The sequence below is a fragment of the Ferrimonas sp. YIN67 genome (assembly GCF_057219095.1).
Genome location: NZ_JBXVVJ010000001.1, coordinates 50,707 through 64,503, shown reverse-complemented (window position 1 = coordinate 64,503; position 13,797 = coordinate 50,707). Strand labels below are relative to the sequence as shown.

Genomic DNA, 13,797 nt, shown 5'->3' with positions numbered 1-13,797 from the left:
TCAGATCCCTCGCTCACGTTCCAGCGGCTTGACGCGCATGCCCGGACGCAGCTGGCTGACGCCGGCGGCCACGATCTGATCGCCAGCGCGCAGCTCGGCTTCGATCTTGATGCCATCCTGGGTGATCTCGCCGACCGTGACGGTCACAGGCTCAACCTGACCCTCCCGGTAGACCCAGATCTGATCCGCGCCGCTGGCATCGTCTTTCAGGACCGCCGTTACCGGCACCAGCAGGCGCTGTGGGCCGGCCAGCTCAGGTTGCAGCCGATCCAGGTCCAGCGTCAGGTTGGCAGCCATGCCGGGCAGGACGGTCAGCTGCTCTGGATTGGTCAGGGCAAAACGCACCTCGAAGGACTGGGAGCCCGGGGTGATCTGGGTCGCCAGCTCTTTGAAGCTGACCGGGAATTGCTGTTGTGGTGCGGCGGCAAAGTTCACCAGCGGCTGGTAGTTGTAATCGATCTGGTCTTCCCGGATCTGGCTCAGCAGGGTTTCCGGCACCTGGATGATCACATCCAGGTTGTGGCTGTCCTGCATCTGCAGCACCGGCTGCATCGCCTGGATGGCCTGATGGTTTTGCACCAGACGCTGGGCGATACGACCGCTGTAAGGGGCTTTGAGGCGAGTGTCGGCCAGACGGTCTTTGGCCATCTGCAGGGCGACCCGGGCGGCACTGAGTCGTGCCTGGCCATTGTCGAACTCGGCCTGGGACACCACCTGTTGGTCGCGCAGAGTCTTCATGCGGCGAAAATCCGCATCGGCCAGATCGAAGTCGGCCTGGCGGGCGGCAACTTCGTTCTGGTAGTCACGATCATCCAGACGGGCCAACAGCTGCCCTTCCTCAACCTGTTGACCCGCCAAGACGGACAACTCCATCAATTCTCCGTGAACCCGGAACGACAGCTGAGTCTCTTCTCGGGCTTCGATCCGGGCCGGGAAGCTGCGCAACTGGGCCATGTCACTGGCGCCAATGGTGAACAGTGCAACGGGTCGGATGGACTCGATCGGTTCGGCAGGCGGCTGGGAACAGCCACCGAGCATGGCCAAGGCGATGGTGCCTAGGGCCAATGGCTTGATGGCGTGGGAATAGGAGGGGAACTTCATCGTCAGGTTATCCTGAATGTTGACTAAAGGGATTGGGTTGCCGTACCGGTGTGGTGTCGGGACGACGGTTTAAGCGTTAAGGTTTGGCGTGGTTCGGGCTCCGGTTAGGGGGAAGTCACGTCATCCTCGAAGGACGGGGCCATCAGGCCCAGGAGATCGCTGAGTACGTACTGGGTCACTCTGTCCAGTCCCGTTTCTAGGGTATTTATGCCGGGTTGTAACGGCCCGTCGAGTAAAGACGGCATGCGAAACAGGGAGATCCCCAAGTCGCTTTCGAGCCAAACGCTGGCAAACACCAGTGCGTAGCAGAGCAGCAGGATCTTCAGGTAGGGCAGGGGCGCCAAGACCCATAGGATCATGCCGCGCCGCTCAGGGCACAGGGAGTCGTTCACGGGCGCTCACTCTCCAGATCTTGCAGCAACATTCGGGAAAACTGCTGCCAGTTTCTCTTCAGCTGGTTTGGATTTTGCTGGATGAACCAGTTGCTGATCATGCCGCCGATATAGGTATCGGTGATCTGAATGGCGTCGTCGAGTCGCTCGGCGTCCAACTGGGGGGCGATGCGGGCCGCCAGTTCGTGATACTGATCCATGTTGCGCTCCCACATGGCCATTACGGCGGATTGCGCCTTGGGTTGAAACACGGCTTGGGCATGGAAGGCATGCATGGCTCGGGCGATCACCGGTCGCTGCTCTAACAGGTTGAAGATAGTTTCCCCGGTACGCTCGAACATGGCGTGCAGGCTCTGGCAGTCGTCAAATCGGCGGATGGAGCAGTAGCGCTCGATCAGCTCTTCCAACACGGTCAGGTGTAGCGCCTCCAGGCTGGCGAAATGATGATACAGCGCCCCCTTGCTGATCTCGGCCTGTTTGCTGAGTTTGCCCACCGTCAGGGCGGTAAAGCCTTCGTTACCGAGGATCTCAATCGAGGTATCGAGGATCTTTTGGCGGGTCTGCTCGGCGGCCTGGGTTTTCAGGTTCATAGGGATCTCCATCTTCAACGGCGCGAAGTTTAGGACATACCGACCGTTCGTTCAATAAAAACATTGAACGAACGGTCGGTATGTTTGCGCCTGGCCCCAAGTATGGCGCCAGGCTGGCACTACCCCCACAGGCGTTGACCCATTAGGCTTGGCCCATAAACCGAGTCCGGGGAAAGTTGAGGGCGTGACATGGAGTTGGTGGCGCTAAAGAGTGAAGTGGTGCTGTTACTGATGGGGGCCATCTTTGCCGCGTCCCTGGTGAGCTCGGTGACCGGCTCGGCCGGCGGGGTATTGATGTTTGCCGCCATGAGCCTGGTGATCCCCACCCGCCCCTTGATCGCCTTGCACGGCAGTGTCCAGCTGATCAGCAATATGAACCGTACCTGGTGGTTACGCCACAGTATTGATTGGCCCAGGTGCGGCTATTTCGCGTTGGGAGCGGTGTTGGGGGCGGTGCTGGCCACCAGTTTGCTGGCTCAACTGGCCAGTGAGCTGATCCCCCTGTGGATCCTGTTCTCCCTGATTGGATATACCCTGTTTAAGCCCAAGCGCTTGCCCCATTTCAAGCTCGCCCGACCGGGCTTCTTCTGGGTGGGGATCGGTGCCGGTGCCCTGGGGATCCTGGCCGGTGCGATCGATCCCTTCCTGTCGGTGTTTTTTCTTCGCGATGATATGACCAAGGCGCAAATTGTCGCCAACAAATCGATGATGCAGGCGATCACCCATCTGACCAAGATCCCCGCCTTCCTGTTTCTCGGTTTCGCGTTCAGCGAACACTGGATGCTGATTGCCCTCTTTGCCCTGGCGGCGGTGGCGGGCAACTGGGCGGGATTGAGAGTGCTGGATCGCATCAACCTGGAACTCTTTATCCGCTTGATGAAGCTGGCGCTGCTGCTGGCGGGCCTGCGCATCGGATTTCAGCTCATGGATTTAATGGCATAAAACAGATTAACCAAGGAGTGTGGTATGTCGACAAGTTACCTGGTGGAAAACCCTTACAATGAGGCGGTGATCGGCGAGTACCAGTACGCCAGCGATGAAGCGATCGCGACCGTCATCGCCCGATTGAAACAGGGCCAGAAGACCCAGCGCAGCCTGGTGGCGCATCAGCGTGCCGATATTCTGCGCGCCCTGGCCGGCTTGCTGGAGCGTCATGCCGAGACACTGGCTGCCCTGATCACCCAGGAGACAGGTAAGACCCTCAGTGATGCCCGGGTGGAGCTGGTTCGGGCCATCAATACCACCATCGCCAGCGCCGAGGAGGCGCGGCAGATCCAGGGGGAAGCGCTGGACTCGGACGCCTACGGGCCAAGCCGGGGCAAGATCGGCGTGGTGTGCTGGCGGCCGTTGGGGACCGTGCTGGCCATTACCCCCTTTAATTTCCCCATCAACATCGCCATGCACAAGATCGGTCCGGCCTTTGCGGCGGGCAACTGCGTGCTGTTCAAGCCGGGACCAGCCAATACGGCCTCGGCCCGCCTGCTCACCGAGCTGTGTTACCAGGCGGGGATCCCCGAGGACACACTGCAGTTGTGCATCCCTGATCTGCCCCAGATGGCCGCGCTGATCGCCCATCCGGATATCGATGCGGTGAACTTTACCGGCGGCACCGCCGCGGCCGAGGCGATCGCCGCCGCCGCCGGCTACAAGAAACTCTTGCTGGAGCTGGGGGGCAATGATCCGCTGATCGTCATGCCCGACGGCGACATCGAGGCGGCGGTCAATGCCGCGATCAACCAGCGCTTTGCCACTGCGGGGCAGCGCTGCACCGCGGCCAAGCGGGTGTTCCTCCACACTGAGATCCACGATGCCTTCCGCGATCTGCTGCTGGCCAAAACCCGGGAGCTCAAGGTGGGGGATCCGGCCCTGGAGGAGACCTTTGTGGGACCGGTGATCAACTCGGTGGCGGCGGATCGTGTGATGGCGGGGATCGCCCAGGCAGTGGAGGCGGGGGCTACTGTGCTGCATGGCGGAAGCCGGGAGGGCAATGTGATTGCGCCCACCATTTTGCAGGGGGTAACCGACGATTGTGAATTGATGGTCGAGGAGCTGTTTGGTCCTGTGATCCCCCTGGCTCGCTTTGATACCCTGAATGAGCTGATTGAGCGGATCAACAACACCCCCTACGGCCTGCAGGCGGGGGTGTTCTGCCATGATCTACGGGTGATCCGCCGTCTGTTTGAGGCGCTGGAGGTTGGGACACTGGCCGCCAACGATGGACCGGGCTTTCGCGCCGAACACTTTCCCTTTGGCGGGGTGAAGGCCTCCGGGGTGGGGCGCGAAGGGGTCAAGTACGCCATTCGGGAGATGAGCATTCAGAAGACCCTGGTGATCTGAGCTGGGTCTTCCTGATCTGCCCGCTCAGGCCGGGGTGCCGTCTTGCTGTTGAACCACCTCCTTGTCGGACTCCTTGCGCAGAAACGGTGCCGGGATCGGTGTCTCCGTGGCCTGTGGTTGGCTGATGACGGTTAAGCCGGTGGCCATCTCCACACGGTTGCGACCCTTCTCCTTGGCCCGGTAGAGGGCTTCGTCCGCTTGTTTGATAAGGACATCGGTGGACACCTCATGACCTTCGCAACAGCTGATCCCGGCGGAGAGGGTGACCCTGCCCAGGGCCTGGCCATTGTGGATCAGCTCCTGCAGGCTCACCAGTTTCAGCAGACGGTGGGCCAGGATCGCCGCATCCTGGCTGCCGGTATTGGGGCACAGCAGGCACAGCTCTTCACCACCGTAGCGACAGACAATGTCCGAGGTGCGTGCGGTTCCCTTGAGTTCCTGACACACCTGTTTGAGGACATAGTCTCCCGCATCATGGCCAAAGGTGTCGTTAAAACGCTTGAAGTGGTCGATGTCCAGCATGATCAGGCTCAGGGCTTGCTGATAACGCACTCCGTGGGCGATGTGCCCCTCCATCACTTCCAGCAGATGGCGTCGATTGAACAATCCGGTAAGCGGATCCCGTATCGCCTGTTGCGCCAGATTATCCCGCAGCAGGATGTTGGCCAGGGCCAAGCCCACCTGCTCAGAGAGGGATTCGGCCAGGCTACGACTCGCCGCCATGGCGCTGGCCTGTTCGAACTGCAGGTGCATGACACCCAGAGTCTCCCCCTGAGCCAGCAAAGGGATACAGAGTTCACAGCCGGTCATCTCGGGATGGCTGTGCTGACACTGGATGGTCAGCTGATTATCGTGACTTTGATGAGTGTGCCCCTTGAGCAGGGACCAGCACTCATCCCGACCATACCAGTCGCCATTGGTTTGGGCACCGCCCCAGCAGGAGACCAGGTCCAGTCGATTTCGTGAGGCCTTGAGCAGGGCGATGGCGCCCCGGCTGTTGGGCAGCAACTGGGCAAAGATGGGTTCTATCACCTTGCAGGCCGACTCGATACTGGTGCAGGCACTCATCAGTCCGCCGAGTTGTTGCATCATCAGGAGTTCATGGGTACGCCCCTGGACCTTGCCCTCTAGCTGCTCTCGGGACTGGGCGGCCTGTTTATCGATCAGTCGATTGAATAGGATGACCAGAAGGATGATCATGAGTAAGCCAGCAGCGCCCGCCGAGATCCCCCAGAGTCGCAACTGGTTCATCTGTTTTTCCAGGTAGGCCATGGGGCTGGCGACCCGCACCACATATTGTTGCTGAGTACCATTGGGGGGGGTGACGAGTGTTGGCAGGGCGACATAGAGAAACTCGGTCCCCAGTGACTCGCTGATCCGCATGTTTTTACCAATCCCGTCGGCTCTGGCTGCCTGTACCTCGGCGCGATCATTATGGTTGTCCAGCTCTCCGATGGCGGCTTGGTTGACGTCGGAATCGGCGATGATGCGGCCGTTGGCATCGATCAGGGTGATCCTCAGGTTGAGGGAGGAGCCCACATCATCGGCAAAGAACTTAGGATCAAAAGCCTGGGAGTCTTGGAGTTCACGTTTAAACATGACCGAGGTGAGCCGGGTGATGCGGGTTACCTTGTTTTCCATATTGGACTCAAGCATCAATTCGAAGTGACGCTCCAGGAAAGCCAGGGCAAGGATCAGCAGGGTGGCCAGCAAAAAGGTGGGCAGGAGGAAACGCAGCTTGCTCTTCATCATCATTCCCTGATCGTCTGAGTCGGCAGTACCATTAGCCTAGTCCACGGCTGCAGAAGTATGTAACACGCGGTGGTAAAACCTTTGCTTGCCGCGGTGTTAAGCCCGACTCAATCGGGTGCCGACGGCCCCATGAGGGGCTCATCCATATGGGGGATCCCGAAGATGAAGCGATCGCGCTAGGCTAGCCCCTAAAGCCTCTTCAGCCCTTTAACATGCCGATAAGAGAACGTTTTCAGCACGGAAGGATCCTAGGGATCCGGGTCGGTCGCCTGGCCTATGGAATGAACACCACCTTTATCGTCTACCGAGTCGGTGACACCCTGATCGACGCCGGTCCGGTCAATCAATGGTCTTCGGTGCGGGCCTTTGTCGACGAAGCGCCCGTACGTCAACTGTTGCTGACTCACCACCATGAAGATCATATGGGCAATGCCCATAATATCAGTCGCCACTGCCGCCTGTTGCCCTATGCCCCGGCTCAGGCGCTGGGCAAGCTGGCCACGGGTTACGCCACTCCCCTGTTACAGCGTCTGGTCTGGGGACGCCCGGTACCGGTACGGACCCAGCCCCTGCCCAAGCGCCTTTTGCTGGATGACGGCACGGAGCTGCTTCCCGTCCACACCCCGGGCCACAGCAAGGATCTGCACTGTTTTCATCTGCCACAGCAGGGGATCCTGTTTACCGGTGATCTCTACCTCGCCCGGGCGATCCGCTACCTGCGCAGCGATGAAAACCTCGGCCAGTTGATCGAGAGTATGAAACGGGTGCTGTCACTGGAGTTTGACACCCTGCTGTGTGCCCATCGTGGCATAGTGCATAACGGCAAGCGGGCGATGGCAGACAAGCTCGACTGCACCCTGGCCCTGTGCGAACGGGCCCAGGCCTTTCATGCCCAGGGGATGACCCCGGATCAGATCGTCCCTCAGTTACTGGGCAAAGAAGATCTCCCCGCCTACCTCAGCGGCTATAACTTCTCTAAACGTAACTTAATCACCCAGGCACTGATGGTGCCGCTGGGCTGAGCGCCCCGTCATCCTATTGGGCGACTTCGGTGTCGGGCGGCTCAGATCTGGGAAGCCGGAGGAATGATGATCGCACAGCTGATGGGACCCATCCTCTCCTTTGTTCTGATGGCGGTGCTGGGGTTGGCATTACACCGCCTGCTGCGTCTGGATGTGACCCTGGCTGCGCTGCTGGCGGGGATCGCCGGTGGCGGCCTGATCACCCTGACGGGGCTGGATATTGCGCTGCGCTTCAATCATGTTCAGCCTTTGGTGTTCTACCTGTTCCTGCCCATCCTTATCTTTCAGGCCGCCTGGCATCTGGAGCTGGAGCGGTTGCGTCGCTGGCTGTTGCCCGCAGGCCTGCTGGCGACCCTGGGGGTAGTGATCACCGCCGGGGGGATCGCCCTGCTCCTCTATGGTTTGCTGGGACACGAGACCGGATTTCCCTGGTTGACGGCCTGGATTGCCGGGGCGATATTGGCGGCGACCGATCCGGTGGCCGTGGTGGCCAAGTTGGCCGAGCTGAAGGCGCCCAAGGATCTGACCACCCTGTTTGAAGGGGAGAGCCTGCTCAATGACGCCACCGCCGTAGTGCTGTTCGGCTTGTTGGTGATGCTGGCCCAGGGGGAGAGCGAAGGGATCCAGGCCTTTGGGGTACTCTGGAATTTCGCCAAGGTGTTTTTCGGCGGTGCGCTGATCGGTGTGGTGGCTGGTGTACTGGTCGCTGTGTTGATCCCCTGGCTGGCGCGGCCGGAGTCCTCGGTGGTCATGATCCTGCTATTGGCTTTTGGCAGCTTCTACCTGGCCGAACATGGATTCCATGTCTCGGGGATCATGGCGGTCGTCTGTGCCGCCCTGAGTTGTCGGGCCCGCCTGGCGACGGCCAGAGACACCGCATCCACGACGGCCATCGGGCCCGCCCTGGAGTGGCTGGCCCTGCTGTTCAACCTGCTGGTCTTTGTGCTGATGGGCTTGGTGATCACCTACGACATGTTTGCCGAGCGTTACCTGGCGATGCTCTATGCCATCGGGGCAGCCCTGCTGGCCCGGTTTGTGGCCATCGCGATCTGTCAGGCGGGGCTGCGGGGACTTGGCCGTGGCCTGCCGACGGGCTGGCCTGTGCTGTTGGGTTGGGGAGGGCTGCGTGGCGTGATCGCCGTCGCCCTGGTACTTTCCCTGCCCATCAGCCTGCCCGGTTGGTGGACGGTACAGGCCATGGTGTTTGCCGTGGTGCTCTTTTCCCTGTTGGTTCAAGGCACCACCTTTGCCCGCCTGATGGCCTGGATCTCGTCAGGTCAAAGCGCCCGGTGATCCCCCTTTGCCCTTAGTCGCCGGAAAGTGGTGTCCGAGCCCTCTGGGGCGAGCGTGAGTAGCCAAAGGCGGTCGCGGTGCGGTGCTGGGCCTGCCACACCAGGTAGGCGGAGAGGGCGGCCGCAGCGCACAGGGGAAGGGCGATGATCGTGATCTGAGCATGATAGAGCTCGCCCACCAGGGTGCTGAGGGCCAGCGCCACCAGGGTGGAGAGGGCAGCACTGAAGGCCCCGCCGATCCCCGCCGCTTCCCCGAGGGGCTCCATGATCAGGGCGATGATATTGCCAAACACCAGGCCGATCCCAAACATCATCAGGCAGAGGTAGAGGAAACCGGCCCACAGCTCGGTGCTGAGCCAGTGATTGAGCTGTGGCAGGGCACCGAGCAGGCCCAATAGGGTCAACCCCAGCAGTGCGCCATACAGCAGGGTGTGCATCCCCAGACGCCGGACCCAGATGGCGTTGAGCAACAGGGCCAGGCCAAAGGCGCAGGCGATCCCACCAAACAGCAGGGGGAAGGCGCCTTGCACTCGGTAAAGATCTTGAAACAGCAGGGGGGCCAGGGAGGAGAAACTTAGCTGTACGCCAAACATCAGTCCGGCGACGACGGTGTAGCGGCAGGCCTGGGGATGGCGAACAAACTGGTTCAACAAGCTGGGCATGGCCCTGAGTCCCTGGGTATTGCGCTGCTGCGGCGGCAGGGTTTCCGGTTGGCTGCGGTAGATCCAGAGGGCGGTCAGGGCGGTTAGGGCGAAGATCAGCACAAAGATCCCACGCCAGTGGAGTTGTTCGGTGATCCATTGACCTAACAGGGGGCCGATAAAGGGCACGGCCAGCAGGGCCAGGTTGAGCAGGGAGCTGAGCCGCGCCATATCCACGCCTACGTACTGATCCCGGATCAGCGCGCGTCCGGCGATCTTGACGCCTGCCGCCCCGAACCCCTGGAACAGTCGACCCAGCAACAGCTGTTCATAGTGCACGGCCAGCAGGCAGAGCAGGGAGGCCAGGCAGAGCAACCCCAGACTCCACAGCAGGGTAAGGCGTCGTCCATGGCGGTCGGCGAAAAAGCCGGAGATCAATTCCCCAAAAAACATGCCAAAGACAAACAGCAATACGCTGTACTGCAACCCAGTGGGATCCTGGAGCTGGAACTGGTTGGCCAGCACGTCGTAAGCGGGCAGCAGGATATTGAGGGAGAGGGCCGTCAGGCTGCCCATCAGGGCATAGAGGGCGAGTTGGGAAAGAGCGGGAGGCCTGTACTCCTTGGCCATTGACATAGGGTTTCCTTAGGTGATTTCGCATGGAGGCGAATAGGGTGAGTGTCAGTGCGTTTAGTCGCGACTCTGTGCCGAGTAGGCCTGGGTGCCCCAAAGCGCTACCGTACTGAGTGAGTGCTTATGACTGCCCTCGGTCTCCTTGGTGGAGTAGGAGAGGTAGAGCAGGGTCTGGTTGTTGGCATCATAGATGCGGCGCACCTTGAGGGACTTAAAGAGGATGCTCTTGCTCTGTTTAAACACCAGTTCGCCGTTTTGGCTGTGATCGATCCCGGCGATATCCCGGGGGAAGATCTCCCCGGTCTGGCGGCAGGCGATGCTGGAGTTGGAGGGATCCGCCAGGGAGAGGTTGGCCTCCACCGAGGCGATGTGGCAAGTGACACCGGGGATCTGGGGATCGGCAAAGTCGCGGATCACCACGTCTTTCATGGTGAACCAGCCCAGGCTGACCTTGCCCGTGTTGTCGCCACAGCCTGAGAGCAGGAGGGGCAGGAGTAGCCAGGAGAGGTGTTTGCGTTTCACGTTAGACAGCCTTTTTTAGGGTTCGTAAGGTCACCAGAGTATTAGTTTTATCTCGGATTTTAAATTTTTCCCTTTATTCCAAGACTTTGGAGTTATTCTCTTGACCTCTAACGGCGTCAAGGAGTGACCGAATGATCCCGAGTGTTGAGCAGTTCTGGCAAGCCTATGTGGACGGTTTGCCCCAGGAACCGGTGAGTGCTGAGCCGCATATTGAGCACTTTTGCGATGATGAAGACAGTGCCAATGCCCTGGCGGAACTGGTTCGTCGCGGTGTAAAAACCGCAACCAGCAGCCTAAAAGCCCTCTATGTTCTGGCCGATACCCCCTTGCCCCAAGTGGGGCGTTTGACCCTGATCACCAACTGGGACGGGGCGCCGGTTTGTCTTATTGAAACCACTCAGGTTATTGAATGCCCCTATCAGGCGGTGGATGCCGAGTTTGCCTATGCCGAAGGGGAGGGGGACCGCTCTTTGGCGTATTGGCGTAGGGTGCACTGGCCCTTTTTTCAGGCTGTGTACCAGATAACTGTTGCACTGAACTACCTTAATCTGTTCATAGACTTAGCCACCAGCATCCTTGTCGCGTTGGCGACAGCAACCAAAGGGGACTCGTCCCGGCTGCGCGCCCCGCTCTGACTCCCCGTTTGCCTCCCTGCGGCGATGCTCGATACGGATTTCTGTCTTTTTTCGCCACTCGTGTCTTCGCACTGCGTAGCGATTACCTGCAGGCATCGTCCTCGAAGTCGGCGAAGATACCTGGTGGGGCATCGAGTTTTGGCTTTCTTTTCAGAAACTTTTAGCCGCAACAGCGAATTCCCCCTCCCCTTCGGCACTAGGGTGGGTTGTTTGTCCATTCAGACAGAGCAGTAAGCGGGCCATTCGGCCCGCTTACTGCTCTGAGAGGTTTTGACTAATGGAGTGACGTTAGCTCAGCAGTGGCAGGGGCTGGGAGAACTGCTTTTCCAGTGCGGCCTGGACGACTTGATGGAGATCCCGGGTTGGCATCAGATCCCGCCCCTCAAACAGGGCATTTTTATCCAGGCCAGGCCACTGCCCCGCAATGGGAGGTAACCGGCCTGCGCCGCTCAGTTGCAGGGCGAGCCCGCCGGTGCCGTGATCCGTTCCCTTGGTGCCATTCTCTTTGACCGTGCGGCCAAACTCCGAGGCGATCCAGATCTGGGTATCGGGCCAGCGCTCGCCCAAGCCTTCGATCAGGCTGCTGATCACTTCATCGAGTTGGAGCAGGCGACGGGTCAGCAGGCTGTGTTGATTGGAGTGGCTATCCCAACCCGACAGTTCAAATGCTGCCAGAACCGGCCCTGAGGGTTTGGCCATAGCCCTACCCAGCGCTTTGGCCTGGGCGGCCATCTTGCCGGGCTGCTGTTCGGGCAGAGCCTGGGCCTGTTGGAGCAGCCCGGAGAGACGTGGTTCGTCCTTATACCACTCGCGAAGAATTGCCAGGCGCTGCTCTCCCGGGGTCTGTAGTTTATTGTGCAGTTGGTGAGTCACAGGTGCGCTGCCCCGAGCGATCAAGGGAACCCTGGGACCGACCGCCTCGGCCTTGACGGAGAGTTGCCCCGCCACACTGTTCAACCAACCCTGTCGACCCAGTACCGATCCGCTCTCCAGGAAGGCCTGGCCATCGAAATGGGAACGTTGGCGGTAATTGGTTGCGATGGCCAGGTGGGCACATGCCTGCCGTTTTTTGACCAAATTGGCAACCGAAGGCAGGGCAGGGTGCAGTGCAAAACCATCGCGCAGGGGCGTTGGTTTGTCTTTAAGCAGTGCCGGAACGAGATTTGGCCGTAAGGCCTTCAGTGTCGGATCGGCCAGGGGGGCGACAACGGAGAGGGCATCCCAGCCACCACGCAGGGTGATCCAGATAAAGCGCTGCTGGCGTTCACCGGCGCCCCAGACTTGGAGTGGCAGGGCTGACAGGGCCAACAAGCTGGCACCGCCTTTGAGAAAATGGCGACGTTCGAGTGTGGTGGTCATGGTTACACCTCCAGAACCTGTGGATGCATCAGCAGTAGGTAGCGTTGATCGACCTTGCTGATACGACCAGGAGGCCATTCCGGTGACAGGCCCAGATCTGCGGCCAAGGATTCGGGTTGCCAGCGGATCCGCTGGGCGATCAGCTGTGCGACTTCCGCCCGCCCTACCAGGGCAGAGGGGGAGCGCCACTCCTGGGCAGTATCGGGCCAACCCGCTGGCGAGCCCGGTTCGTAGGTTGGCTGTGCAAGTTGTCGTGCCAGGTGTTCTATCTCTTTGCTTTTTTCGATACCAATGGCCCGTCCCGTGGCATAGATGTATTGGATCGGCGTGCGCCACTTTCGTCGTCGTGGTTTCCAACTTTCCGAATGTTGGATCAGGGCGGTGACCATCGCCTTGAGGCTGGTGTCGTGGTCCAGGTAGGCTTGACTCAGGCTGGCGACAAGCTCCGGAGCGGGTTGATCAGCGATGAAGTGTCTGGCGAGTTTGGTGGCGAGAAACTGAGCGGTGGCGGGATGCCGAGCGAGATCAGTCAGAGCCTGTTTGGCTTCCTGTTCGCCTTTCTCCGGGTAATTTTTACCCAGAAGGGATTTGTCGCCGGGCTGGTGGGTCTGCTTCCTGAAAATAAAGCGGGGCGGAGAAAGACCCTCAGGGCTCGTGTCCCGGTGCAGTCCCCAGCCGGTGAGCATGGCAGCCAGGCCTTCTACATCTGCCTGGTCGTAGGGGCCGTTGACACCCAGGGTGTGCAGTTCGAGAATTTCTCGTGCCAGGTTTTCGTTCAGCCCCTTATTGCGTTTTTGGCCCGTGGGCGAGTCGGGGCCAACGGATTGCACATTGTCCAGATAGAGCAGCATGGCGGGATGGTGGGCGACGGCAATGAGCATATCGATGAAGCGCCCGGTCAGGTGGGGCCGGATCGCCTCCTGTTCCATGGCGCCGGCATGGATAAAGACAGCCCGTTTGTCCACAGAAACCGCGAAGTGGTTGCTCCAGAAATGACTGAGCCGCTCCAGCAGGGGGGCGTCGGTAGTTAAGGCCTGCTGGTGGCGAAAGTGAATTTGGCGGTGATACTCGTTTCGTTCCAATCTCTTTCTTTGTTTGCGTTGTTCAGGATCTTTCGTGCGGCTTGGAGCGGCCAATAATGCCTCCAATGGCGCCAGATCAAGCAGGGGGGGCGTTTCATTCAACTGTTGTTCGAGCCAGTGCTGGGGCCCGATCTCTTTTATGCGTGATAACTCTCCGGGCTTGGGGCCTAAGCCAAAGCGGTTACACGCGATCAGGTTGTTATTCATCCACGATCTCCCTGAATTCCATCCAAGATGACATAGCCTTAATCGATGAAGAGCTTGATCAGCATAACCCGTTGGACGTCGAAGAAGTTAGCCAAAATGTTGGAATTTGCATTCGGATGTAACAACTTGTGTTTTTCTGTATTGAATGGTCGGCACTCTCTGCAGGGGGCAGAGACGTGGTGTTGCTATTGTCCGGCCCCTTGCCCGGGTTTCGCTGGGATCCGATGATTGA

At 59.8% G+C, this 13,797-nt stretch carries 13 protein-coding genes; 5 read left to right on the top strand and 8 right to left on the bottom strand.

What is annotated here, in order from left to right:
- From AC2D8U_RS00225 to AC2D8U_RS00215, 3 genes are all read right to left on the bottom strand, one after another.
- Complete coding sequence (locus AC2D8U_RS00225) at window positions 1-1,101, bottom strand: efflux RND transporter periplasmic adaptor subunit (RefSeq protein ID WP_484617021.1); 1,101 nt, start codon at window positions 1,099-1,101, stop codon at window positions 1-3.
- A 104-nt stretch (window positions 1,102-1,205) separates the two neighbouring features.
- Window positions 1,206-1,493 (bottom strand): hypothetical protein, encoded by a 288-nt coding sequence (locus tag AC2D8U_RS00220; RefSeq protein WP_484617020.1) that lies wholly within the window; start codon window positions 1,491-1,493, stop codon window positions 1,206-1,208.
- A complete protein-coding gene (locus tag AC2D8U_RS00215; RefSeq protein WP_484617019.1) occupies window positions 1,490-2,083 on the bottom strand; it encodes a TetR/AcrR family transcriptional regulator in 594 nt (197 codons plus the stop codon). The genes AC2D8U_RS00220 and AC2D8U_RS00215 overlap by 4 nt, the downstream gene beginning before the upstream one ends.
- 189 nt (window positions 2,084-2,272) lie before the next feature.
- On the opposite strand from AC2D8U_RS00215, the gene AC2D8U_RS00210 reads away from it, so the two are divergent.
- Both AC2D8U_RS00210 and safD read left to right on the top strand, forming a co-directional pair.
- Window positions 2,273-3,025 (top strand): sulfite exporter TauE/SafE family protein, encoded by a 753-nt coding sequence (locus AC2D8U_RS00210; RefSeq protein ID WP_484617018.1) that lies wholly within the window; start codon window positions 2,273-2,275, stop codon window positions 3,023-3,025.
- Window positions 3,026-3,049: 24 nt separating this feature from the next.
- Window positions 3,050-4,420: a sulfoacetaldehyde dehydrogenase SafD gene (safD, locus tag AC2D8U_RS00205; RefSeq protein WP_484617017.1), complete on the top strand. Its 1,371-nt coding sequence runs from the start codon at window positions 3,050-3,052 to the stop codon at window positions 4,418-4,420.
- Window positions 4,421-4,444: 24 nt separating this feature from the next.
- Here safD and AC2D8U_RS00200 read toward each other — a convergent pair whose 3' ends face one another.
- A complete protein-coding gene (locus tag AC2D8U_RS00200) occupies window positions 4,445-6,169 on the bottom strand; it encodes a sensor domain-containing diguanylate cyclase (protein WP_484617016.1) in 1,725 nt (574 codons plus the stop codon).
- Window positions 6,170-6,384: 215 nt separating this feature from the next.
- On the opposite strand from AC2D8U_RS00200, the gene AC2D8U_RS00195 reads away from it, so the two are divergent.
- Entirely contained in the window at window positions 6,385-7,194 is an 810-nt protein-coding gene (locus tag AC2D8U_RS00195) for an MBL fold metallo-hydrolase (protein ID WP_484617015.1), read from the top strand.
- A 63-nt stretch (window positions 7,195-7,257) separates the two neighbouring features.
- Window positions 7,258-8,487 (top strand): cation:proton antiporter, encoded by a 1,230-nt coding sequence (locus tag AC2D8U_RS00190; RefSeq protein ID WP_484617014.1) that lies wholly within the window; start codon window positions 7,258-7,260, stop codon window positions 8,485-8,487.
- 13 nt (window positions 8,488-8,500) lie between these two features.
- Here the strand turns inward: AC2D8U_RS00190 and AC2D8U_RS00185 are convergent, their stop codons facing one another.
- Both AC2D8U_RS00185 and AC2D8U_RS00180 read right to left on the bottom strand, forming a co-directional pair.
- Window positions 8,501-9,757, bottom strand: a complete 1,257-nt coding sequence (locus AC2D8U_RS00185) for an MFS transporter (protein WP_484617013.1) — start codon at window positions 9,755-9,757, stop codon at window positions 8,501-8,503.
- A 60-nt stretch (window positions 9,758-9,817) separates the two neighbouring features.
- Entirely contained in the window at window positions 9,818-10,282 is a 465-nt protein-coding gene (locus AC2D8U_RS00180) for a CreA family protein (RefSeq protein ID WP_484617012.1), read from the bottom strand.
- A gap of 131 nt (window positions 10,283-10,413) precedes the next feature.
- On the opposite strand from AC2D8U_RS00180, the gene AC2D8U_RS00175 reads away from it, so the two are divergent.
- On the top strand, window positions 10,414-10,917 hold the full coding sequence (locus tag AC2D8U_RS00175; protein ID WP_484617011.1) for an ASCH domain-containing protein: 504 nt from the start codon (window positions 10,414-10,416) through the stop codon (window positions 10,915-10,917).
- A gap of 288 nt (window positions 10,918-11,205) precedes the next feature.
- On the opposite strand, the gene AC2D8U_RS00170 is transcribed toward AC2D8U_RS00175, so the two are convergent.
- Both AC2D8U_RS00170 and AC2D8U_RS00165 read right to left on the bottom strand, forming a co-directional pair.
- A complete protein-coding gene (locus AC2D8U_RS00170; RefSeq protein ID WP_484617010.1) occupies window positions 11,206-12,276 on the bottom strand; it encodes a DUF1501 domain-containing protein in 1,071 nt (356 codons plus the stop codon).
- 2 nt (window positions 12,277-12,278) lie between these two features.
- Window positions 12,279-13,565 (bottom strand): DUF1800 domain-containing protein, encoded by a 1,287-nt coding sequence (locus tag AC2D8U_RS00165; protein ID WP_484617009.1) that lies wholly within the window; start codon window positions 13,563-13,565, stop codon window positions 12,279-12,281.
- Between the last annotated feature and the right edge of the window lie 232 nt (window positions 13,566-13,797).

Coding starts and splice junctions, on each gene's coding strand:
- AC2D8U_RS00215 (WP_484617019.1), bottom strand. CDS start 2,083: ATGAACCTGAAAACCCAGGCCGCCGAGCAGACCCGCCAAAAGATCCTC.
- AC2D8U_RS00175 (WP_484617011.1), top strand. CDS start 10,414: ATGATCCCGAGTGTTGAGCAGTTCTGGCAAGCCTATGTGGACGGTTTG.
- AC2D8U_RS00210 (WP_484617018.1), top strand. CDS start 2,273: ATGGAGTTGGTGGCGCTAAAGAGTGAAGTGGTGCTGTTACTGATGGGG.
- AC2D8U_RS00190 (WP_484617014.1), top strand. CDS start 7,258: ATGATGATCGCACAGCTGATGGGACCCATCCTCTCCTTTGTTCTGATG.
- AC2D8U_RS00200 (WP_484617016.1), bottom strand. CDS start 6,169: ATGAAGAGCAAGCTGCGTTTCCTCCTGCCCACCTTTTTGCTGGCCACC.
- AC2D8U_RS00225 (WP_484617021.1), bottom strand. CDS start 1,101: ATGAAGTTCCCCTCCTATTCCCACGCCATCAAGCCATTGGCCCTAGGC.
- AC2D8U_RS00165 (WP_484617009.1), bottom strand. CDS start 13,565: ATGAATAACAACCTGATCGCGTGTAACCGCTTTGGCTTAGGCCCCAAG.
- AC2D8U_RS00195 (WP_484617015.1), top strand. CDS start 6,385: ATGCCGATAAGAGAACGTTTTCAGCACGGAAGGATCCTAGGGATCCGG.
- AC2D8U_RS00185 (WP_484617013.1), bottom strand. CDS start 9,757: ATGGCCAAGGAGTACAGGCCTCCCGCTCTTTCCCAACTCGCCCTCTAT.
- AC2D8U_RS00170 (WP_484617010.1), bottom strand. CDS start 12,276: ATGACCACCACACTCGAACGTCGCCATTTTCTCAAAGGCGGTGCCAGC.
- safD (WP_484617017.1), top strand. CDS start 3,050: ATGTCGACAAGTTACCTGGTGGAAAACCCTTACAATGAGGCGGTGATC.